We start from the raw sequence: 22,971 nt of genomic DNA, 5'->3' as shown, positions 1-22,971 counted from the left end.
AAGTCCGTCCCCTTTAATAGGAACGGACTTTTTTTATTGTTAAAGCGTTTAAAGTTTTATAGAAGTTTTTTTGCCTGTGTAACTTACAGCTTTCACATTAGTGCTGTTATTTACTCCTGCCGGGGCCAACACAACATTAAAGGTGCGGTTATTCAGCATTCCTTTAAACTTGCCTTTTCTGTCGGCTATGCTTAGTGTGCCTTTCTTATCATCCCAATGGAAAGTGATCTCGCTGTACTGTCCCTTTTCATAGTTGTAATTATCGTTCTCGTCTTCGTAGAGCGTAAAATCACCATCGGCACCCGGGTAAACCCTTATTTCCAGGTTATCCCATTTTTTTTCTGACGAATACTGCACCTGCGGACCGAAAGGCAAAATAGAACCCGCCTTAATGTACAGTGGAATTATATCCAAGGGCGTTTCCCTGGTCACTTTAGCCCCTCCTGCCAATTTCTGGCCTGTCCAGAAATCGTACCATGATGCACCTGCAGGCAAGTAGGTCTCCTGAGATTTTACCGCGCTGAAATCTTCTGTATTACTGTTGGTGCCCTGCGTCTTGGTATACATACCCTTGGTTACCGGGTTTACCAATATTGATTTACCGAACATGTACTCGCCGTTTATATCCCAAACGTTCTTATCCGCTGCAAAATCCATAAACAGGGCCCGCATCATGCTTGATTGATGAGCGGTTATATCCCACGATGCAGAATAGATATAAGGCAGCAATCTGTAGCGTAAATTGATAAACTTCTCGGCAGCATCGTAAACCTTATCTCCCTTTTTACCAAACTGCCAGATCTCTCTCGGCGCATCTGCACCGTGCGAACGCATTAAAGGGGTAAAGGTTCCAAACTCCATCCATCTGGCGTAAAGTTCTCTGTAATCCGCATCCTGAAGCTTTCTGGGGTACTTAGTTAAGAAGAATCCGCCAATATCGGCATTCCAATATGGGATAGCGCTTAAAGAAAAGTTAAGCCCGGTTGGGATCTGCTTGGCAAGTGTCTCCCATGAAGAGGTAATATCGCCAGACCATGTGTTGGCGCCATAGCGCTGCTGCCCGGCAAATGCAGAACGTGTTAATATAAAAACACGTTTGTCTGAGCTTACCGCACGCTGATGGTCATAAACGCCGCCAACACCCATTAAAGGATAGGCATTACGTACCTTACGGAAAGAGCCCAAATAGGTTTTAATATCCAGGTCTGTTGGTTTGGCGCTAAGGTGATCGGGTTCGGTAGAATCCATCCACCAACCGTCTATACCAAAAGGAAATAAACCTTTACTCAGGTAGTTCCAATAAATATTACGTGCTTCGGGGTTATATACATCATAAGGGCGAACGCCCGAAGGATAGTCCTGCTTGGGCGGCCATAATTCTGATCCCGATTCTGGCCAGGTATGAAAATCAAGCAGCATGTTCTTAGCCTTCATATCTTTATAAGGCTTGGTTTCAGGGCCAAATGATGACCAGATAGAGATCATCAGATGCGCGTTTAAATTATGCACATCTGTCATCATTTTTCGTGGATTTGAAAAATCCACGTTCAAAAACTCCATAGAATTCCACAAGTAATTGTTGCCCCAATATTGCCAGTCTTGCACAATGCCATCAAGCGGCACACCTAACTCGCGATATTTTTTTACGATACCTACTGTTTCGTCCTGGGTTTTATAACGCTCTTTACTTTGCCAGAAACCAAACGTCCACAATGGCATCATGGGTGCCTGCCCTGTCAGATCGCGCATTTTAGCGGTAACTCCATCAGCATTGCCGCCATTCATAAAATAGTAGTCTATCCCCTCACCTACATCAGATGAAAAGAAGGTTTCGGCCTGGGTATCACTGAAAGTTGTAGGCGAGTAATTATCCCAAAATACGCCATATCCCTTAACAGATTGAATAAAAGGTACAACGTCCTCTGTATTCCCCTGCATCATGTTTTTGTAAACCTGGTTGCGCTGGTTCAGGTTACCGCGTTGGTGTTGCCCTAAGCCATAAATAGCCTCATCCTTATCTAACACGAAAGATTGAGCAACAGTAAGCGTTTTATTTCCGGCATCATCAAATGGCTTGAAAGATGCACCATCCGTTTTCTCTTTTAATAATGAAGCGCCTTTAGCTGTTGCATAGCTAATTGCTCCGGTTTTAAGATCAAGCGATACCTTCAGTTTGCTACTGGCAATATCAACTGCATCGCCGCGCTTACTAAGTTTTAATGCAGTTTGTTCAGGCTTTTTTATTACAGACAAGCCTTCGGTGCGGAAAGTTCTGCCAACCGGCGTTTTTATAACCCTAACAATATCGGGGCTGTAAAACTGTATTTCTATTGACTGATCTTTTAACACAGCCTTAGCGCCTAATGTAGTTGGCTGATAAGTTTGGGCGCTACAAATAATTGGGAAGGCGGCACCTAAATAAAGTGCCGCCTTAAAAATGGATTTTAACATTGCTTGTTGGTATAATTAAGTGCATCAGCAAAGACACACGCATAGTTTTACTTTAATACAAATCCTTCAGGTTTCAATCTGTCAAATTCATCAGGTTTACTGGCTGATAACTGCAGTCCTTTTGCATTCGTTTTAACACCACCTTTTGGTACCTCTATACCGGCTGTCCATAATATCGCGTTCAGCACAAAGCGGCGATAGTTCTCGTTTAGCAAAGCTGAGTGATAGTCCATACCGCCCCAAAGTACGCCACGTGCGCCATTTTTGTCATATGCTGTCGCGATACCCAACGGCTCGGAAGCGCCCTGATTGCTTTTTGATATTGTGCCGGTAAGCAGATCTGTACGGTAGGGATCGCCCGGGTTAACAACCATTCTTGAGAATATTTCATCCTTATAGTTAAACGGACCAACACCACGTAAAATAGGATGATTCTTTGCGGCTTCAATAGGTTTAACCTCCCAATAACCCAGCGGGTTGCGGGTGTAACCACTTAAACTTGATGAACCAAACCAGCTTAGATAATATTGTGTTGCTTTTTGATTGGTAGTAGTAATTCCCCAGTGCAATACCATAATGCCCATACCTGCTTTATGCAAACTATCTAACTGTGCCAAATAAGCAAGCGTAGCCTTATCATATGTCCTGGTATTGTCGCCGCTGGGCGGAAATAAAGGGTGCGCACGCTCTTTTGAAGAGCCTTCGGCACTGCATTCAACAATTATAGCATCAACGCCTTTCAAATCCTCAATATCCAACGCATTACGCATGTAAGAAAACTTAGTTACAATTTTTACACCTGTTGCGTTACTGATACTATCTATACAACGCTGCATTACTAAAAGGTCACGGCGGGTTTCATGGCGCCCCGAGCCTTCCGGGCCGGCATGATCTTTAGGACCAGCTAAAAAATAAATGGTTTTAGTGGGTACCTTTTGTGCCGAAGCCGTAATGCTAATTGATACAATTAGCAAGAGCATACAAGCTGCTCTTACTAATTGTAATTTTTTGTTAACTATCATGGTGTTTAGTTTATGATTTAGTATTATTATAATAAATCTATTTTTTCAAATCGGGCAGCGCGAAGGTGATATAACCTTTTGGCACATCTTCCTCTTTCTTGGTCCTATCTAATAAAGCACCTGTTGAAATTACCACAAGATATTGTTTGCCATTAAGCATGAACATAGCAGGTATGCCTGAAGGCTGGCTGCGGCCAAGGTTATACTCCCATAAAACCTTACCATTGTCGGCATCTATTGCGCGCACTTTACCATCAGCACAAGTTGCAAATATTAAGCCTGAGGCAGTTACTACCATACCTTTGTTTTGCGTACCGTTAGGGGTGCCTAAACCTTTAACATCTGATTTTGAATACTCACCCAAAGGTATTTTCCATTTTATGGTGCCTTTATTCATATCGTACGCTGCGATACCTGCAAATGGCGGAGCCAAAATATCAGATATGGCAGTACCCCAATTGCTTCTCTCTATGTAAATAGATTTTGGTCCTGTGTAATCTGCAGGATAATCAGTCATGCCACCCGCAGATTCACTTGCACTGCTCGGATTTTGTATTGGAGCGCCACCTGATGCAACTACCGGACCCTCTGGCATAGCGTTAGATGCCGGACCAGCACCCGGGCGACCGCCACGGCCACCAGGATTAAGGAAAGTGTATATCGACGTAAGTGTAGCATCATCAATGTGCGGCTGAGCAGGCATACGGCCCTTACCATTATTGATATATGTTTTAAACAGATCAGCAGGTACGCGGTTACCCAAATCTGCCAAAGACACTCCCGCTCCGTCAACGCCATTACGGTCTGCCCCATGGCATGATTGGCAATACTGCACGTAAGCAGCTTGTCCGCGTTGCGCCAGGGCAGCGTTAGGATTGCCTCCGCCACGCGGCGCCCTGTCAGCCCTTTTTACCAATTGGTAAAAACATGTCATTTCCTGGTACATTACATACACCATACCCTTATCCGGGTTTGCTGCCGTATTACCCTGGTTGGCGCCGCCAACAGATCCGGGCGAAGCAAACACCTCGTATTTATCAGACAGCGGTTGATACATGCCTGTTTTGGCAGCCTTAATGCGTGCAATGTATTGTTCCCGGGTAGCTTCAGGCAAATAAGGATTTACATCCTTTTCAGTAACATTGTGCCTGTTAAACGGCGGTACTACAGTTGGAATGGGTTGTGTAGGCGATGTCCACTCACCCGGCAAATCGCTTTTAGGGAAAGGCATTTCTTTAATAGGCCATATAGGTTTACCGGTAACGCGGTCAAACACATACATATATCCGTTTTTTGAAGCCTGAGCTACCGCATCAATTTTTTTACCATTGTGGTTAATTGTAACAAGTTGCGGTGCTGCTGTCAAATCATAATCCCATATATCATGGTGTACAGTTTGGAAATGCCAAAGGCGTTTTCCGGTACGCGCGTCTAATGCTAAAAGGCTATTGCCAAAAACATTATTGCCTTTACGGTCAACACCATCATAATCATAAGTAGGAGAACCCAGAGGGAAGTAAGCTATACCGCGTTTTTCGTCAACCGAGATCTCTCCCCAGGTATTGGCTGCTCCTGAATATTTCCAGGCATCTTTAGGCCAGCTGTCATAACCATACTCGCCGGGATGCGGAATGGTATGAAACACCCATAGCATCTTGCCGGTAATTACGTCATAACCCCTAACATCGCCGGGGCCTGCAAAAGGATCCTCACCAGGAGCAGAGCCAAGCAGCAATATGTTATCATAGATATGCCCTGCAGAGGTTGATGCCATACGCCTTAACAATTCGGGAGCACGGCCAATCCCTTCTTTAAGATCCACTGAACCATTCTTTCCAAATGTCATTATAGATTTTCCAGTATTGGCATCAATTGCCTGAAGATAATTGCCCAACGAGATCAAAAAGCGTTTCTGCTTTTTGTCTTTACTTTGCCAAAAATTGATACCACGCTGAACGATGGATCTCAAATTAGCATGTATCCACAACTCTTTGCCTGTTGCTATATCGATTGCGACCAGTGAGTAATTTTTTGCCATTACATACATTATCCCATCAACAATAATAGGGTTAAACTTGTATGAGTTTCCCCTTTCTGCAGCTGTTGAATATATGAATGAAGGTTGCAGATCAGCAACATTTTTTTTGTTGATCTGGGTAAAGTTCATAAACTTTGAATGGTCAGGGCCGCCTCCGTAATCTTTCCACTCTGTATGGGGCGGTGGCACAACTGCCGCAGCTTTCTTTTTAGGTCCATCCTCTTTATTAGAAGGCACAACAGCCGCTATAAAAGCCATACAAGCGACAGCCGAAAGACCAATTTTTATACTACGGGCGTAGGATAAATTTTTAAGTAAAATTGGTTTCATATAATTGGTTTATTATTGGTAAACTATGTTTAATGCTAAGTTAACAGCCTTCCCTCATACCTTCAAGCCATATTAAGAATGTTACATTTTTTTATTTAGGACTTAACTGTATGGTATAAGCAAATTTGGTATTGTTGGCCCATACCTGGAATTTTTCCAACGGCCTTGGACCGCAACTTGCCGAGCCAACGCCCAGCGTTTTGGTTGACAAACAAAACACGGTAGCCGTGCTTGGCGGCAAATCGATCTTGTACTCAACCGGGAACATTTGCTCGTCGGTATGCGGCAATGCCGATACCTGCATAAGGTTGGCGTCACTTTTTATTTTAAGTGAAGGTGTTTTACCACCAGCAAACTCAACCCAACGCACTTCTTCATGGTTGCCCCTATCCATCGGTTTTTCATATTCATACTGGTCGTTAACACCCAGTTCATACAATCCAACATCAGCCGAGGCTTTACGGTCATTATAATTTTCCAATGGGCCTCTGCCAAAATATTTCATATGGTCAAGGTCCTTGTTAAGCAACATACGCACGCCAATGCGGCCCAGGCTTATCTGCATGCCTTCAAACTGCATATCATTATCAACATTAACAGAACCATCTCCCTTAATTAAGTAAGTAGCTGTATGATAAACGCCAAAACCTTCCTTCCCTTCGCCCCTTACCGTAGCTGTTACTTTAACCGTAAACATATCCACTGTTTGCGCCTTAATATCTACCAATGAAAACTTCAGGTTATTTACACCATATTTTTCCCAGGCAGAATTGGCCCACATGTCATCGTTGCGGTGGGCAGCCCTCCACAGGTGAACTTTAGGGCCGCCACCTGCGGTTAGTACGTTAACACCATTTTTAACCAATTGGCTCATTTGCCCGGTTTTTTTATCAAAGTTTAATGCAAAACCCTGGCCGGTAACTTTTATAAGCAGTGGTGTTTGGCTTAATGCAACCGGTTTGGTTGATTTAGCTTCTACGATAGGCAGGGTGTTAACCGGCACTTTAAACTGATCCCAGGCAACCTCAAAGCCTTTATCGGCCCAAAGGGTTTTATGGTCCTGTGTGTATGATATTCTTAAGTAGTACTCTGCTCCCGGTTTAGGGTGCTCAATTTTAAATGGGATGGTGGCACGTCCTTCGCGTTTGGCAGCAACACGTGGTACAATAAATGTCCCCTTACTTATTTCCACGCCGTTTTCTGTCAAGCTCCACGCTCCGTCATAACCGTCAAGCGCTACAAACTGAAACTTATTGCGGATACGGATAGTACCGGCAATGGCATCTGTCAGATCAGTACCGATCCATTGGAACGCCTTTTTCATTTCCGGATAATGCGGCTTAACCGTTTTTCTATCCCAGGCTACAACACCTTTATGGATAAAGTAATGATCATTAGGGAACTCGCCAAAACCACCACCATAAGCTAAAATAGGGTGTTTAGGATCGCGTCTGTTCCACAATGCCTGATCCTGAAACTCCCAGATCGCACCACCCAAAATTTCGGGGGTGTTATCAAATAACTCAGAGTAGGTATCTAAAGAACCCATTGAGTTAAACATGGCATGCACAAACTCGCAAATGTATAAGGGTTTAGTAAGATTTTTATCCTGAGCTATTCTTAGATAATCTTCAGCGGTTCCGTACATTCTGCCATCCAGATCGGCAGGGTTATTTTTACCGGTACCGTAACGCTCATAATGTGTTGGGCGCGATGGATCAATGGCTTTAATAGCCGTAAGGGCTGCTCCAACATTGGTTCCGCCTATACCACCTTCGTTGCCTAATGACCATATGATTACTGAAGGATGGTTCTTAAAATTTTCAACGTTGGCTACGTTACGGTCAACAATAGCAGCTTTCATGGTAGGTTCCTCGTCAAACTTACGGTCATAACCATGGTACTCCATATTCGCTTCAGCAACCAGCCAAATACCCCATTCATCGCAAAGCTCATACCAGCGAGGATCATTTGAATAGTGCGAAGTACGTATGTGATTACAGTTTCCTTGTTTTATAACTTCAAGGTCGCGTATCATCTGCTCCTCTGTAATAGCATGCCCCACGTCTGACCAATGCTCGTGGCGGTTAACGCCTTTTAACTTGATGGGTACACCATTTACCATGAATATACGCCCCTTGATCTCTACCTTACGGAAGCCAATTTTTTGAGAAATGATCTCGCCCTCGCCGGTGGTTAAAACCGCTGTATACAGCGTTGGTGTTTCTGCCGTCCATTTTGCAGGATTGGTAACCGGAAAAGTAATGATCAGCTCCTGCTCCTGGTTAGCGTTTAACGCGCCGCCGGATACATTACCCTTAGCAATTTCCTTACCTGTATTATCGTAAAGCGTAGCTGTCAACGCTTGCGCTTTGGAAGTGTTATCGCCGTAGTTTTTTATTTTGGCAGATACTTTTACAACCGCGTCGCGATAGCTCGCATCCAATTCGGGTTTTACAAAAAAGTCGCGGATGTGTGTTTGGGGCGAACTCCATAAAGTAACATTGCGGAAGATGCCATGCAAGCGCCACATATCCTGGTCTTCTAACCAAGTGCCTGATGTATATTGATAAACCTCGGCAGCGATGGTGTTGGTACCCGGTTTTAAGTATTTAGTCAAGTCAAACTCGGCAGCATTACGGCTGTTAACGCTAAAACCTACTTTTTGTCCGTTCACCCATAAGAAAAAGCCTGCATCAACGCCGTCAAAAGTTACAAATATCCTTCTGCCAGCCCATTCTGCCGGGACTTCAAAATTTCTTTTGTAGCTACCCACCGGATTACGCTCATTGTAAGCGGTGTACCTTTTATCGGGCTCGCTCATTACGTGCGGAAAATCCTTCTTTATTGTATAACCCAGGTTGCGGTAAAATGGCGTACCATAGCCCTGCACCTCCCAGTTAGAAGGCACAGCTATATCTGCCCATTTGGATACGTCAAAATCTGTTTTATAAAAATCAACCGGTCGTTTTTCCGGGCTGGCTACCCAGTTAAATTTCCATTTGCCATTAAGACTACGCGCGAATGTTGAAGCGTGTCTTTTTGCTGCCAATGCTTCCTGTAAATTAGCATAGGGCATTAAAGTAGCGTGATAAGCCTCTTTATTGATACCTGTTATTTCGGGATTTTCTATTTCTGCGGGAAAATCAATGCCCGGCCTGAGCGCTGTTTGCGCATTGCCAGTGTTACTCAACGCTAAAATGAAAATGCCTGCTAAACAAAGGCGCTTAAAAGAAAATCCTGAACGGAACATAAATAGGTTGTAGTTATTAAATTTTAATTAAAATTGGTTTACCTGTGTAAGTTATTTTTTTGGCCGGTGTATCTTGATCAACACCACCACCATTTTTTTCGCTTGCCATTACGATATTAAATGTACGGCTTTTTAGATAATTAGTATAAGCACCTGTCCTGTCGCCTATGGCAAGCAATTATATCCGTCGCGCTCATCTTCCTAATGCTGCTTTATAAAAATTAAACCTTTTTTAATCATCTGTAAATGTTATATTTAATGCGTTTTAGTCTTTGTAACAAAATAAAAGCCGCGTATCTATTGATAACGCGGCTTTAACCCGCTTATACTAAAATGAAGCCTGGGGTATTGTAACCACTCCACACCAGGTTCGCCTTAAATGCCATTCGCGAAATCAAAAGCGAATGGCTTTTTTTGTTCAAACAACCCGCTAAAATCGCATCATTCGCGAAATGCTCATTTAACAGTTTTTCCGTTTTGGATCCACGTAAATGCTTCGCGAATAGCTGTAAATTTTGATGCTTAAGACTTTAATTGGTATTTCGAATTAACATTTAATTCAGCATTTAAAAATTAATCTAATTACCTTTTTATTAAGGGATATTACCATACTTAAACCCGCGATTATATAAATATATTATTACCGCCGAGTTAATATTGGCCGTATTTAAGAGCGCGAAACAAGTTTGCTGTTAACGGGTGTGCCTGGCTTTGTAGCCCTCCCGCAGCACATTTATCAGCAAATCCAGCCTAACAGGTTTGGACACATAATTATCCATACCGGCTGCAAAGCAATCCTCCCTATCTTCGGGCATGGCGTTAGCAGTCATAGCAATAATATATGGCTGATCAATTTTATCCGTTTTACGGATAATACGGGTAGCTTCTAACCCATCTATTTCCGGCATTTGTATGTCCATTAATATAATATCGAAGGGCCTTTTATCAAGCTGCTCTAATACCTCCTGGCCATTATTGGCTAATGTGGCCTCAAAGCCAAGCTTCTCTAAAATCCGCATAATAAGCTTTTGATTTATCAGGTTATCCTCGGCTACCAATATGCTGGCCGGGTTTTCAACAGCAAAATCAACAGACAAAAGCGATGTGGTTTTATGTTCGTTATTGTTTAAGTACTGTTTGTGCTTAAACTCATTTTGTATGGCCATGCTTAAATGATGCTGTTTTATAGGCTTGGTGAGCGTTGCCGCAAATAAATTAGGATAATTTTTTTGCGACTCGTTACCTATAGAACTTAACAGAATTACCGGCAATTGAGGATACATTTTTTTAACCACTCGGGTAAAAGCAAGGCCATCCATTTCGGGCATTTGCATATCGGTAATTACCATATCAAAAGTACTCCCGGTTTCTAAAAGTTCAAGTGCCGCAGCTGCCGAATGTGTTGAAGTAGCATTCAGTTTCCATATTTCTAGCTGTGCTTTTAATACTTTTAAGTTAGTTGCATTGTCATCAACAATCAGTATGTTTTTATTCTGAATGTCCGGAAGTGCAGATGCTTCCAGTCTATCGTGCTGCAAAGCATCGCACTTTATGGTAAACTTAAAACTGGTGCCTTTATTCTCCTTGCTATCTACGGTTATTGAGCCGCCCATTAAATGTATAAGTCGTTTACTAATTGCCAGCCCTAAACCCGTGCCGCCATACTTGCGCGTTATTGACGAGTCTACCTGGGTAAATGCTTCAAATAATTGTGGTAACTTTTCCGGGGGTATACCTATACCTGTGTCGGTTACTTCAAAAGCCAGCTCTAATACATTATCCGTGCGGCCAAGCAACATAACATTTAAAAAAACCTCGCCCTCATGTGTAAATTTAATGGCATTGCTTACCAGGTTAATTAATACTTGCCTCAAACGCATTCCATCAGCAATTATTAAAGACGGTAACCGATGGTCTATTTGATAAATTAGGTCGATATTGTTTTCCGTCGTTTTTTTGGCAAACAGGTCAAATACTTCTTCAATACATACTCTCAGTTCAAATTCATGCGGGTCCAGCTCCATTTTACCCGATTCGATCTTTGAAAAATCAAGTATGCCGTTAATTACGTTTAACAACGCCTCGCCACTATGTATTATGGTTTCGGCATACTCGTGCTGCTCTTCATTAAGTTTGGTTTCGCCCAGTAATGCTGCCATGCCAATAACACCGTTCATAGGTGTACGTATTTCGTGGCTCATGGTAGCTAAAAATATGCTTTTAGCCTTGTTGGCCTGTTCAGCGTCTAACCGGGCTTGCTCCGCGTCTGCGTGGGCTTTTTCTTCCTGTATACGTTGCTCGTGCAACTCTTCATTTAAAGTCTGCAGCTCTTCGGTCTGTTCTATCAGATCATTATTTAATTTTTTAAGGTCCTCCGCCTGTTTCAGCACCTCTTGTGTTCGTTTTGTAACCTGTCTTTCCAACACAAGTTTCTGCGCTTTAATGGTTTTTATCCTATAACTGTATAAAGCGTATAGTACAAAAACAATAAACACCCCCACCAGTATTTTAAACCACCAGGTTAACCAAAAGGGCGGCAATATTATAACTTCTATTGCTGTGCCGTTTTCGTTCCAAACTCCATCATTATTAGCGGCTTTAACCCTAAAAATGTAGGTACCCGCGTTTAAATTAGTATAAGTAGCCCTGTGATGATTGCCTACATAGTTCCAATCTTTTTCCAAACCCTCCAGCATATACGCGTAGGTATTGTCTTCTGGCACCGTATAATTTAAGGCTGAAAATTCAAATGTAAATATGGACTGCCGGTGCGTTAACGTAATAACACGCGTATCGCTAATAGACTGCTTTAATGGCGAATTGGGCTGCCCTGCTATAACCGGCTTGTTAAATAATTCAAAACCTGTTATAACCACCTTCGGAATATTCTTATTTTCAACTATATACGTTGGATCAAAACGATTGAATCCATTTATTCCGCCAAAATAAATTTCGCCTGAAGCAGATTTGAAACCCGCGTTCAACTTAAACTCATGATCCTGCAGGCCGTTTTTTAATGTAAAATTTTTAAAGGTGCTTGTGCTGAGATCAAAACGGCTGATACCCATATTGGTGCTCAACCACAGGTATCTTCCCCCATCATAAACCAAACTGTAAATATTATTATTTGGCAGCCCGTTTGCGGTTGTATATACTTTAAATCGATTTCTATCCGGTAAAAATTTATTTAATCCGCCCCCGGTAGCCACCCAGATATTGCCGTTTCTATCGCCGGTGATGTTATAAATAATATTGTTTGACAGCCCACTGTTACTCTTGTTAAGCCTGCTAATGGTGCCGGTTGCAGCATGATAAACACTAAGGCCTGCATTATATGTACCAATCCATACATTGCCATTTCTATCCTCGTAAAAGCAGCGTATAACATCGTTGCTTATGGTGTTACTATTGTTTAACTCACTTTTAAGCCTGGTAATTTTTTTTAATGATGGGTCTAGTATATTAATACCACCACCATTTGTACCTATCCATAAATTGTTTTTGCTGTCTTCCATTAAAGCAAAAATCCTTTCGTCTGACAATTGGTCGGCGCGGTCTCCTTTTGTGAAATTGGTAAACGTTTTTTTGTTGATATCAAACAGATCCAGGCCGCCGGTATAAGTACCTATCCATAAGCGGTTACCTGTTTTGCTTTTTAAAATAGCAAGAACGTTGTTAGCAGATATTCCGTTCTTTACCTTATCCTGATGCTGGTAGTAGCTAAAAGTATTATTTTTTGTATCAAACAGATTTACGCCTCCGCCATCCGTGCCAATCCAAATATTGCCGTTATCAGCGTTAGCAAATGAGGTTACTTCCTTGTCTGCCAGGCCCCTTTTATCACCATATAAATAACTATAGGTTTTAAATAAGGATAAACTTTTATCATACTTACTTAGTCCGGCTGCATTTGCCGAAGCCCAAAGCGTACCCAGTTCATCAACAAATACGGCCCTTACTGATGATCCGCTTAAGCTGGTATTATCTGCAGGAGAGTTTTTAAAGGTGGTGAACTTATCATTATGCATATTATAAAAGTCAAGCCCATCTTCAGTACCTATCCAAAAATTCCCGGCGCTTGTCTCAGCAATAGCATGAACGTTATTATGACTTATACCTGAAGTATCGCTACTTTTTGCAAGGTGATGGCTGAAAACCCCTGTACCCGTATTGAAAATATCCAGACCGGCATCATTTGTTCCGATTATAAGTTTCCCCTGCCCGGCATCGGCCATTACTTTAATATAACTACTGCCTATACTATTTTTATCAATATCACTGTGACGATACGTTTTGAATTTTCCGGTTTTTGGATTGAATAGGTTCAAACCATTATTGGTACCCACCCATAGGCGTCCCAGGCTATCTTTTAAAATTTTGGTTACCCTTGTATTACTTAAGCTGCCGGGTTTACCATCTGCCAGGTAGCGCGTAATTTTATTTGTTTTAAGATTTAACAGATTAAGGTTAATATAGGTACCTATCCACATGTTACCATTATCGCCCTCGCAAATGGTATTAATACTTGCATTGGTTAAAGTGTTTGGGTTATTGGCATCGGCATGATAATTAATAAAAGTATCATTCAACCGGTTGTATCTGCTCAACCCCTCTTTTGCGCCTATCCATAAATTGCCCGCCTTATCTTCGTAAAGCGCGGTTATAGTGTTACCTGCAATACTATTGGTATCGCTTAGCTTATGCCGGTAAATAATAAAGCGGTAACCATCGTACTTATTTAACCCATCCTCGGTACCGAACCACATAAAACCATACCTATCTTTTAAAATACAGCTAACTGTACTTTGCGACAGACCATCGTTTGTAGTTATATGCGTAAACTTTACATTTTGTTTGCCGGATAAGCTTTGCTGCGCATATAATACCTGGCAAGAAAAACAAGCTGTTAAAATTATTATAAGCCACAGGCTGTACCTGTTTATCAAAAGTTTGCACATTTTATCTATTATAATTGGCCACATTTATAAGCCACTAATGTAAATTAGGTGTACCTAAAGTGTATTGGGGAAACAGACGTTATAAAGGTTTACGAAAACATTGCAAAATATGTTTTATAAATGCACTTAACCCTTCAATGTTTTAATCGAAAATAAAAAATTATTTAATAAATTGAGAAGACCGTGTACACCCGCTTATAATAGAACTGGTTTTATTATTATTGTATATTGCTTTATGACCATTAGGATAAGAAAAAGGCTGTTACTGCTGTGCTTTATAATTAGCGTATTTCAGAACGGATTTGCGCAATCGCCTATACAAAAGTGGGATGATAGGATTATGATAAACCTGGCAGAGCACCGCACACCGCAAAAAACCGGCCTCATGCTATTTTTGTCTGATACCTATCGTTATGGCGATATCGGCATCCCCGCAGGTTTATTAGTTGGCGGCATTATTGGTAATGACAGGCAAATGCGCGAAAACGCTTTATATGTAGCCAGCAGCACTGCCATATCTTACGGACTTAACCAGTTAATTAAAGTAATAGCTAAGCGCCCGCGCCCGTTTATCCAAAACATAAAAATTGTACCCGTTTACCGCGCCCAGGAATATTCTTTTCCATCTGGCCATACCTCTTCTACCATTGCTACGGCTACCGCTTTATCTATGGCTTACCCCAAATGGTATGTAATTGCTCCGGCATTTTTGTGGGCAGGCTCTGTAAGCTATTCGCGTATGTATCTGGGCGTACATTATCCAACAGATGTTGCGGGCGGCGCATTGTTAGGTGCGGGCACGGCTGTTTCTTTATCTTTTATGAGAGCCAATCAGGCAACGCCGTAAAGGCTGTGTAATTTTCAGCGCTTCATTTGAATGTAATATAGCGGGGCCGCTATTTGCTCTAATACTTTTATAATTAACTTTGCCCGTTATTTATGAAATCCCTATGCTTACGCTGTTCACAGACAAACCTTTACGCTTCCAATTCTCGTTTCATAAAGTAATTGAAAAGCTGGAAACTACCGCGCAAAACAGTGCGGACTGGCGCAGCGCGCACGCGGCTGATCTGTTAGCCAGGGTTAACCAGCACCCCGAACTGCGTGACGGTATTACCACCCGTGAGCAGATCACTGAAAACGAAGCGCTTGTAGCAGAACTACTGGCCGACCTGTTTCCGGAGATCTTAACGCTTAACGAAATAAAGGCAGTGAGTTTGCCTTATCAATCGCTTATTTTTAACAAAACGCAGCGCTTTCAAAATATTTTAAATGAAGCCGGCCCCGATTTTGCCATTAACATACGCGATTTTGATGAACATCAGTATTATGTACTAACGTGCTGCATAATTTTAAGTCGCTTTTACAATGTACACCTTGATTTTACCAAGCCGCTTTTTTACGATATCCCCACTGCCGACGGCCTTGTAAAACATTACCGCATTTTATACAATGCCGATTTTTTAGAGGTAACAGCTACAGAAGATTCGCCGGTACTTACACAGGCGGATATTGACGAACTGATAGATAATTATGACGATCTGGCGCTTTGGAAAAAGAAATTTCCGCTTAATGCCTGGGCCATGAAAGGCTTCGCTATTATGAGCCTGGTTGACGTTACCATGGAAAGCGCGCTCTCTAATTTAAAAGAGGATCTGTTAAGCCGGCAAGCGCCTGGCGTTGTAAAGGAAAGCCTTCAGGATGCTTTCCGTTCTATGTTCAGGCTGCCCGATCTAAAGATAGGATTCTCTCGTTTTGATCAGGATGAAGGTTATTTCAACAATAAAGCAGTTGGCTTAAAGTTTGAAAGTTACATTTTAGGCACCGAGTCTGACACGGTACTGAGCGGCGAGCCCTACCAGTGCATTATGCACGATCAGACTTACTTTGCGGGCTCTGATGTAGAAGCGATGATAAAAGAGTACCCGGAAAGTAGGTTGTTAAAGCACTTACATCAGCAGGGTATACAAAGCTTTATCCTGGCTCCTGTTATCAAAAATGAAACCTTACTTGGGGTTTTAGAACTGGTATCGCCCCGAAGACACGAATTGAATAGTGTTACGGCCAACAAGCTGGATATTATAATGCCTTTTTTGGTTGACAGCATCGACCGTAAAATGCAGGAAATGCAAAACCATGTTCAGGCCCTTATACAAGACCATTACACCACCCTGCACCCCAGCGTTTACTGGAAATTTAAACGCGAGGCCATGAATTTTATAAGCGAGGGGAACATGGGCCTTGATTATGCTTTTAAAGAGATCACGTTTAAAGAGGTTTACCCTTTTTATGGGCAGGTAGATATCAGCGAATCATCGCTAACCCGTAATAAAAGCGTGCAGACAGATCTGGGTAACCAGTTAAAAGCGCTTATAGCCATATTAGATGCTGCAAACAAACCCGGCAACACATTGCATATTGAAGAAGTTTTATTTGATCTGCGCACCTTTACAGATGAACTGCTGCTAAACATCCGGGCAGATACAGAACAACAGATCCAACATTACATTGAGACGAAAGTTTACCCGCTGCTTCGTTCGCTGCCGCCTAAAAAAGAAATAGACAATTACTTTTTAAATGCGGATTTAAAAACCGGCGAATTTCATCAGGAACGCCGAAATTATGAGAAAACGTTGTCGCTTATCAATCAAAAATTAACAACAGTAATTGATACCCGCCAAGCGGAGATCCAGCAGTTTTTTCCGCATTATTTTGAACGGTTTAAAACAGATGGTATTGAGCATAATCTTTACATGGGTGCTACCATAGCGCCCAAAATGGAGTTCAAGTCTGAACACTTAAAACGGATACGCCTTTGGCAACTGCGGGTTACTGCCGAAATGGAGATAGAGCAGTTTGATCTGAAAAGTATATTGCCTTACCCATTGGGTGTAACCTCGTTAATACTGATATTCAGTACGCCTATCGCTATCCGTTTCCGTATGGATGAGAAGCATTTTGATGTGGATGGCGCTTACAACATCCGTTACGAGGTGATCAAAAAGCGAATTGACAAAGCTCACATTAAAGGTTCTGACGAACGGATAACCAAGCCCGGAAAGATCACCATTGTATATTCAAAAGCCGAAGAAGCCCGGGAATACAAAAAGTATATAAAAATTTTGCAGGCCGAAGGGATATTAGATACCACAGTAGAGCATCTGGAAGTAGAGGATCTGCAGGCCGTATCAGGTTTAAAGGCGTTGCGGGTTGGTGTGCTGCATGATCAAAATCTCCCGGCGTTACGGGCGGCATCATATGATAAGCTGTACGAGCAGTTGTAAGCCAACAACTGCGGGTTTGTCATCCTGAGCCTGTCGAAAGAGCGCGCGAGAGACGCGAAAGAGAAACCATTTCAAAGCGATAGTTGCGGGCATTATTCGAAAGGATTTCTCTTTCGCGTCCGCACATCGTCCAACCGCTGCTCTTTCGAAATGACAATGCGGAGTTGCTATCCTAAAACCTAAACCCGGCCTGTATATACGGATAAGCACCTTCCTTAGAAAAGCCCACCACACCCTGTATCAATAACAATTGCGCCGGTAAAAAGTAAATACCACCGCCATAGCCCAAGTGCCATTGCGATGATGTTTCGCCGGGCGACCAGACACGGCCAACGTCGTTAAAGCCTACCAGGCCCAGCGTTCCCGGTAATAGGTATGATGCAAAATCCAATACTTTTAAACGCAGTTCAATATTGTTATATACCATGCTTTTGCCGGTGAATCTGCCAATGTAATAACCCCTCAGGTTTTGGTTGCCGCCTAATTTTAACTGCTGATAATAGGATGGATTACCAAAAGAAGTACCACCACCTGTGCGAACCGCCAATACCAGGACAGAATCCTTTAAAGGATCAACATAAAAACTAAACTCTGTTTGAATCTGCCCGAAAGTATGCGAGCTGGAGTTAAGCGATTTTACCGTTAATAAATTAGTATTCCAATAAACACCTTTATGCGGAATAGCCCCTACGTTGCGGGTATCTACACCAAAACCGGCAACTAAACCAACGTTGGCTTGGGTGGCAAACACTTTTTCGTTGGGGTGCTCAAGGTCATACGCTTTTAAAAAGCGGTCGGTATTATCGTCAGCGTCGCCGTTATAATATTGTGCCACTAAGCCACCGCTTATGTTCCATTTGCTATCGTAAGTGTGTTTTACGCGGATATCAGCTTCGCTGTAATTATAAACGTTCTGATAATAACGCAAGCGCCTGTCGCCAGTATTTTCAAACACGGTGTTGTTGCCTACCCCGAAAAAGTTGCTGGTGTAATTAGGGCCCTTGTTCAGCGCGCTTATCACGAGATCGCTTTTACCAATGGCATTTTTAAAAATGCCATTATAGCTTAACAATAGCGAATTATAGGTAAACCCGTAATTCACCAACAGGCTTTGACGGTAAGCATAAGGCTCTTTACGGAAGCCGTGCTTTTGCCAAACAAAGTTGCCTATAACCTGTAAGCCGTAGTCTTTATTAAAGCTACCTAGTATCAGCGGTTGAAAAAAGTCGTACTTAAAGCCAAACTTATCAAAGCTGTTAACCGTGCTGTCGGTACCTAAACGCAGCTTCAATCCGCTATCAGCAATGTTGTTTTTCTTATCGGCCCTGTCATAAACCAACCGGTTGCTTTTGCCCGGCAATGTGTTATCAACGTTATAAGTATCCTCACCGCCGCCGCCAATCATTCTGATCTTTATCGGCGAATTATTGTTGCCATGAACTTTAAAAATGTCCTCCCCATCCATGCCGTAAAGGCGGATCTCATCGGTTATTTTTGGGTCGAACACGCGCTGATAGATAACCTGGTCTTTACTGCCATCCTTTTTAATTTTATTGATGACAACGCTTACCTTGCCATCAGCCTGGTTGGTGATGTCGAAAAGCTCGTTTTTATCAGATAAACGAATTTCTACCGTTGATGATAAAAAGCGGTAATATTTTAAAGCTTGCTTTTTCAGAAAATCCCGGCGGGCTATCATTTTGCTAGCCAGTTCCGCCCCGCCTTGTTTGTAAATATCAGCAGGCATCAATTTAACCGATCGGCTTATCAGATCATTGGTTAAAGCCTTCTGAACATTAGCAATCTCCGCCTCCCAATCCTGCTGATTTAAGCCATTTAAAAAATACCGATCAAAAGACCGCGCATTAAAATTCCAACGATTAATGGAACGAATGTGATCCTCATAACTCTGAAACTTTGACATTAGCAAGTGGCGCGATACCAGCCAGGGCAACACGCCCGATGTGTTGTAAAAAACCTGGTCGCGATCGCGTGGTACAGGTTCATAAACAGTGCCGTTAGCGCCTTTTGTCCGTTCCCAGCGCCATTGGTCTTCGTGCCGGTCCCAATCGCCCAGCAGCATATCAAGCAGGCGGGCACGCAGCACGGTTTTTTGGTCTATCGTATTATCATTGTCCTCTTTCAGCCTGTCCTGTGTTTTGGCGGTGTTATCTGTTTTTTTAGCATCCAGCGGCTCACGCTCTTCAAATAAAAACACCTGGTTGGCAAAATCGGCGCGTTGCTCGCCAAAAGCAGGATCATCCGGCACAAAAACAACCTCAGGACTGGCATGCGGAATGCTCAATGCTTTAGCCAACGGCGGCACTATCAAAGCCGAAAAAGGATGCTCTGCCGCAATTTGATCCTGAATAATAGAAGCGGCTATGGTTTTTCTTAGCGTTGCAGGCAAAACACGTTCAGGGTATTTTTGAATGGTGCGTATCACCCACTCCTGCCCCGTGGCATCTTCCAATCGTAATGATTTGGTTTGGTAGCCACCACCGCGCTGCAATATTTTTAGTCCGCCTTTCTCTTTAGCCAGATGAAACACCCGCATTTTTACCGGCGTAGCCCATAGTTTACGATAACCCTCACCAAAAAACAAACGGTGCGCCCCGCCTACTTTATCATAAGCGGGCTCAATAGCTATAGTCACACTGTCGCCCTGCGCAAAAGTTTGTGCCGTTAGTATCGCCAGGAAAAAGGTCAAAATGCCTATTCGATATTGGTTAAAAACCATTTGCCTATTTTTTAAAGTTAAATTTTAACACTGTTGCCTTAGTCATCTTATCACCCTCGTTAGATATGTACAGGTTATTCTGATTGTCAAAAGCTATACCCTCCGGCTGTAAAAACAATGATGACGGAAGCGAATATGCTGCTTTAACTTTCCAATTAGCGTCTGTAACTACTAATAATTTGTTTACAGACGACAGGATATACCACTCATTAGTGCGTAGGTTTTTAGCCAAAGCAGAGGGATGAAAGCTCATTTTATTTTTTCCAGACTTCGCCTTGATGTCATTTACGTTAATGCTGAAAAGGCCTATTTTATCCTCTGGCATACCATCAACTATCGTGTAAAAATGTCCTGTTACAAAATTCTTATTATCGTTGTCTTTACATGTTTTACATAGTACATATAACCTTTTGGTCTTTTCCTCGGCATACATACTTTCATATTCACCTTTCGGGAGCATTCTACCTAACACAAACGGATTTTTTATATTGCCGCTCCGAACTTGTTTAAAGGGAAAAGTAAATATCTGCCCATCGCTGCGTAGCACAAAAACCTCATTACCCATTATAGCTATATCCTCATAGTCTCCGTGCGCTTCAAATTTTGAGTGAGCCGCCTTTTTATCTCCCAACTTCATATAGTAGACGTGTCCGTCTTCATCCTGCTCTGCGTAAATAGAGTCTGCTTTGCCGTTATGAAATGCGATACCCGATATTTCATTTAAAGCATCCGGCATAAAGTATTTAACAGGGTTGTTTAAATCATAGCCCTGCGGACTGCTATAACGCTGCTGCCCGTTACATGACAATACCGACATAGCTATAAACCATGCAAAAACTAACCAAAGTAATATGCGAATCTTCATCATACTGTTACCATTTTATCCAAAAGTTGATGTATAGCATATTGGGATTGTATGGCAGGCTCAACTCTTTGTATAGTCACATTTTCTAATTTCTCATTCAGCATTACCGCTTGTACGTTATCCTGTAATTGCAGGTTTATTATAGCGGTTATTTCTGCCTTTATTTGTTCATCATATACCGGGAAACACACTTCAATGCGGCGGTAGATATTGCGGTTCATCCAATCTGCCGATCCCATATAAACCTCGGGTTGGCCGTTATTATGAAATATAAATACACGGCCGTGCTCCAAATAGCGGTCAACAATGCGCTTTACGGTTATATTCTCGCTCATGCCTTTTACACCCGGAATTAAACAGCAAATGCTCCGCACAATAAGCGAAATTTTAACACCCGCGTTTGAAGCATCATAAAGCTTACTTATCAGCTTTCGCTCCTCCAGGTTGTTTAGTTTAATTTGGATGGATGCAGGCAAGCCTTTATTCGCGTTAGCTATCTCGCGGTCTATCATATCCATAAAACGCTGCTGCAAATTAAAGCCGGCAACCAATAAATTATCAAACCTTATGGCATCCGGCGACGATGGTTTTTCTCGTCGGGCCAAAAAGACGAACAACAATTCTATCTCTCTTAATAAATCGCCGTTAGCTGTAATTAAAATATGATCTGTATAAAAAGCGGCTGTATTCTCGTTAAAATTGCCGGTAGCCAGCAAGCCGTAATATTTAACGCGATGCGCCACCCGTCTTTTTACCAATGCAACCTTAGCGTGTATTTTTAAGGCTGTTATGCTGTAAATTATGTCTACGCCTGCCGCCTTCATTTTCTTAGCCCATTTAATGTTGTTGGCTTCGTCAAAACGGGCCTTCAACTCAACCAAAACGGTTACCTTTTTCCCGGCTAAAGCGGCGTTAATAAGGGCATTAGCAATGCGCGAATCGCGGGCCACGCGGTAAAGGGTAACGTTTATTTCCTCAACGTCGGTATCAAGCGCGGCCTCATTAAAAAAGCGTAAAATGGTGCTGTAGGATTGGTAGGGTGTATTTACCAATATATCCTGGCTGTCTATTTGTTCAAATACCGGCACGTCTGTACTAACAGGGTTATGTGCTACCGGCCATTTGGCATACTGCAGGTCCGGGCGCTTAACAGGAAAACCAAAAAGATCTTTTAAATTATGATACAGCCCACCCTGTATGGTGCTGGTGGCGGGTATGCCCCAACTATCACAAACCAAACTCAACGTAGACAATGGCACACCCGGCTGATGCAAAAACCGCGTAGCTATACCCAGATCACGTTTAGAGAGCTGGGTCTCTATTTGATCTGCCATATCGCCGGCGTATTCATCTTTCAGGTCAAGCTCCGCGTCTCGGGTAATTTTAAACGAGTAACATCCTTTCACAGTCGCTTCTTTAAACAGCCTGTAAAGGTTATACCTGATGATGTCATCCAAAAACAGGATATAGGATATCCCGCCGGCATCGGCTTTAAAAAACCGGGGTAACCCGGCTGATGGAATGTTAAGTACAATAGTTTTTTCGCTACCGTTTTCTAACAGGTCGATCAAAAAATACAATTCGTTATTTTGTGGGAAGAATTTACTTTTTACCGACAGCTCAACCGGATTTAAAAAAGCCATTACCTGGCTTAAAAAGTAATCGTTCACATTTTCGGCAATGGCAGATGGTAACGGTTCATTAAACAATAAATGAATATTGTTTTCTTTCAGCAAGGGAATAATGCGTTGGGTAAATATCCCGCCAAATTCATTTTGCATGCGCATAATGTGCTGCTGCGCTGTTAATAGCGGATTTTCAGACACGGTATCATTCAGCTTACCCAGTTTATCCATCGCCAATAAAACAGGCATGCGTACGCGGTAAAACTCGTCTAAATTGGAAGAAAATATGGCCAGGAAATTAACTCGTTCCATCAAAGGCACATCTTCATGGGCGGCTTCCTGCAAAACACGTTCATTAAAACTAAGCCAGCTCAGGTCACGGTCAAAGAAAGAATATTTAGCCAT

10 protein-coding genes are annotated in these 22,971 nt (G+C 42.5%); 2 read left to right on the top strand and 8 right to left on the bottom strand.

Annotated features, from left to right (window positions below; all coding sequences use genetic code 11):
* Positions 1 to 48: 48 nt before the first annotated feature.
* The 5 genes from ACFQZS_RS01650 to ACFQZS_RS01630 form a co-directional block, all read right to left on the bottom strand.
* Positions 49 to 2,451 (bottom strand): glycoside hydrolase family 31 protein, encoded by a 2,403-nt coding sequence (locus tag ACFQZS_RS01650; protein ID WP_377096686.1) that lies wholly within the window; start codon positions 2,449 to 2,451, stop codon positions 49 to 51.
* A gap of 47 nt (positions 2,452 to 2,498) precedes the next feature.
* A complete protein-coding gene (locus ACFQZS_RS01645) occupies positions 2,499 to 3,473 on the bottom strand; it encodes a hypothetical protein (RefSeq protein WP_377096685.1) in 975 nt (324 codons plus the stop codon).
* 37 nt (positions 3,474 to 3,510) lie between these two features.
* Positions 3,511 to 5,841: an outer membrane protein assembly factor BamB family protein gene (locus ACFQZS_RS01640; RefSeq protein WP_377096683.1), complete on the bottom strand. Its 2,331-nt coding sequence runs from the start codon at positions 5,839 to 5,841 to the stop codon at positions 3,511 to 3,513.
* Between the two features lie 91 nt (positions 5,842 to 5,932).
* On the bottom strand, positions 5,933 to 9,094 hold the full coding sequence (locus tag ACFQZS_RS01635) for a glycoside hydrolase family 2 TIM barrel-domain containing protein (protein WP_377096681.1): 3,162 nt from the start codon (positions 9,092 to 9,094) through the stop codon (positions 5,933 to 5,935).
* A 692-nt stretch (positions 9,095 to 9,786) separates the two neighbouring features.
* Complete coding sequence (locus ACFQZS_RS01630; RefSeq protein WP_377096679.1) at positions 9,787 to 14,052, bottom strand: hybrid sensor histidine kinase/response regulator; 4,266 nt, start codon at positions 14,050 to 14,052, stop codon at positions 9,787 to 9,789.
* 235 nt (positions 14,053 to 14,287) lie between these two features.
* Between ACFQZS_RS01630 and ACFQZS_RS01625 the strand changes: the two genes are divergently transcribed.
* Both ACFQZS_RS01625 and ACFQZS_RS01620 read left to right on the top strand, forming a co-directional pair.
* Positions 14,288 to 14,899, top strand: coding sequence for a phosphatase PAP2 family protein (locus ACFQZS_RS01625; protein ID WP_377096677.1), 612 nt, complete (start codon positions 14,288 to 14,290; stop codon positions 14,897 to 14,899).
* Between the two features lie 103 nt (positions 14,900 to 15,002).
* Entirely contained in the window at positions 15,003 to 17,336 is a 2,334-nt protein-coding gene (locus ACFQZS_RS01620) for a GAF domain-containing protein (protein ID WP_377096675.1), read from the top strand.
* 172 nt (positions 17,337 to 17,508) lie between these two features.
* On the opposite strand, the gene ACFQZS_RS01615 is transcribed toward ACFQZS_RS01620, so the two are convergent.
* From ACFQZS_RS01615 to ppk1, 3 genes are read right to left on the bottom strand one after another with little or no spacing between them, the layout of a single operon-like run.
* Positions 17,509 to 20,076, bottom strand: a complete 2,568-nt coding sequence (locus ACFQZS_RS01615) for a BamA/TamA family outer membrane protein (protein ID WP_377096674.1) — start codon at positions 20,074 to 20,076, stop codon at positions 17,509 to 17,511.
* Between the two features lie 4 nt (positions 20,077 to 20,080).
* Complete coding sequence (locus ACFQZS_RS01610; protein ID WP_377096672.1) at positions 20,081 to 20,944, bottom strand: SdiA-regulated domain-containing protein; 864 nt, start codon at positions 20,942 to 20,944, stop codon at positions 20,081 to 20,083.
* A complete protein-coding gene (gene ppk1 / locus ACFQZS_RS01605; RefSeq protein WP_377096671.1) occupies positions 20,941 to 22,971 on the bottom strand; it encodes a polyphosphate kinase 1 in 2,031 nt (676 codons plus the stop codon). The genes ACFQZS_RS01610 and ppk1 overlap by 4 nt, the downstream gene beginning before the upstream one ends.

Origin of the sequence: Mucilaginibacter calamicampi (genome assembly GCF_042676765.1) — a bacterium.
Classification (GTDB): Bacteria; Bacteroidota; Bacteroidia; order Sphingobacteriales; family Sphingobacteriaceae; genus Mucilaginibacter; species Mucilaginibacter calamicampi.
Note: the sequence above shows the minus strand (reverse complement) of the source record. Positions and strands in the feature narration are given on the sequence as shown.

Excerpts from the sequence above, each read along its gene's own strand:
- ACFQZS_RS01620 (WP_377096675.1), top strand. The coding sequence starts at position 15,003 with ATGCTTACGCTGTTCACAGACAAACCTTTACGCTTCCAATTCTCGTTT.
- ACFQZS_RS01635 (WP_377096681.1), bottom strand. The coding sequence starts at position 9,094 with ATGTTCCGTTCAGGATTTTCTTTTAAGCGCCTTTGTTTAGCAGGCATT.
- ppk1 (WP_377096671.1), bottom strand. The coding sequence starts at position 22,971 with ATGGCTAAATATTCTTTCTTTGACCGTGACCTGAGCTGGCTTAGTTTT.
- ACFQZS_RS01625 (WP_377096677.1), top strand. The coding sequence starts at position 14,288 with ATGACCATTAGGATAAGAAAAAGGCTGTTACTGCTGTGCTTTATAATT.
- ACFQZS_RS01615 (WP_377096674.1), bottom strand. The coding sequence starts at position 20,076 with ATGGTTTTTAACCAATATCGAATAGGCATTTTGACCTTTTTCCTGGCG.
- ACFQZS_RS01610 (WP_377096672.1), bottom strand. The coding sequence starts at position 20,944 with ATGATGAAGATTCGCATATTACTTTGGTTAGTTTTTGCATGGTTTATA.
- ACFQZS_RS01645 (WP_377096685.1), bottom strand. The coding sequence starts at position 3,473 with ATGATAGTTAACAAAAAATTACAATTAGTAAGAGCAGCTTGTATGCTC.
- ACFQZS_RS01640 (WP_377096683.1), bottom strand. The coding sequence starts at position 5,841 with ATGAAACCAATTTTACTTAAAAATTTATCCTACGCCCGTAGTATAAAA.
- ACFQZS_RS01630 (WP_377096679.1), bottom strand. The coding sequence starts at position 14,052 with ATGTGCAAACTTTTGATAAACAGGTACAGCCTGTGGCTTATAATAATT.
- ACFQZS_RS01650 (WP_377096686.1), bottom strand. The coding sequence starts at position 2,451 with ATGTTAAAATCCATTTTTAAGGCGGCACTTTATTTAGGTGCCGCCTTC.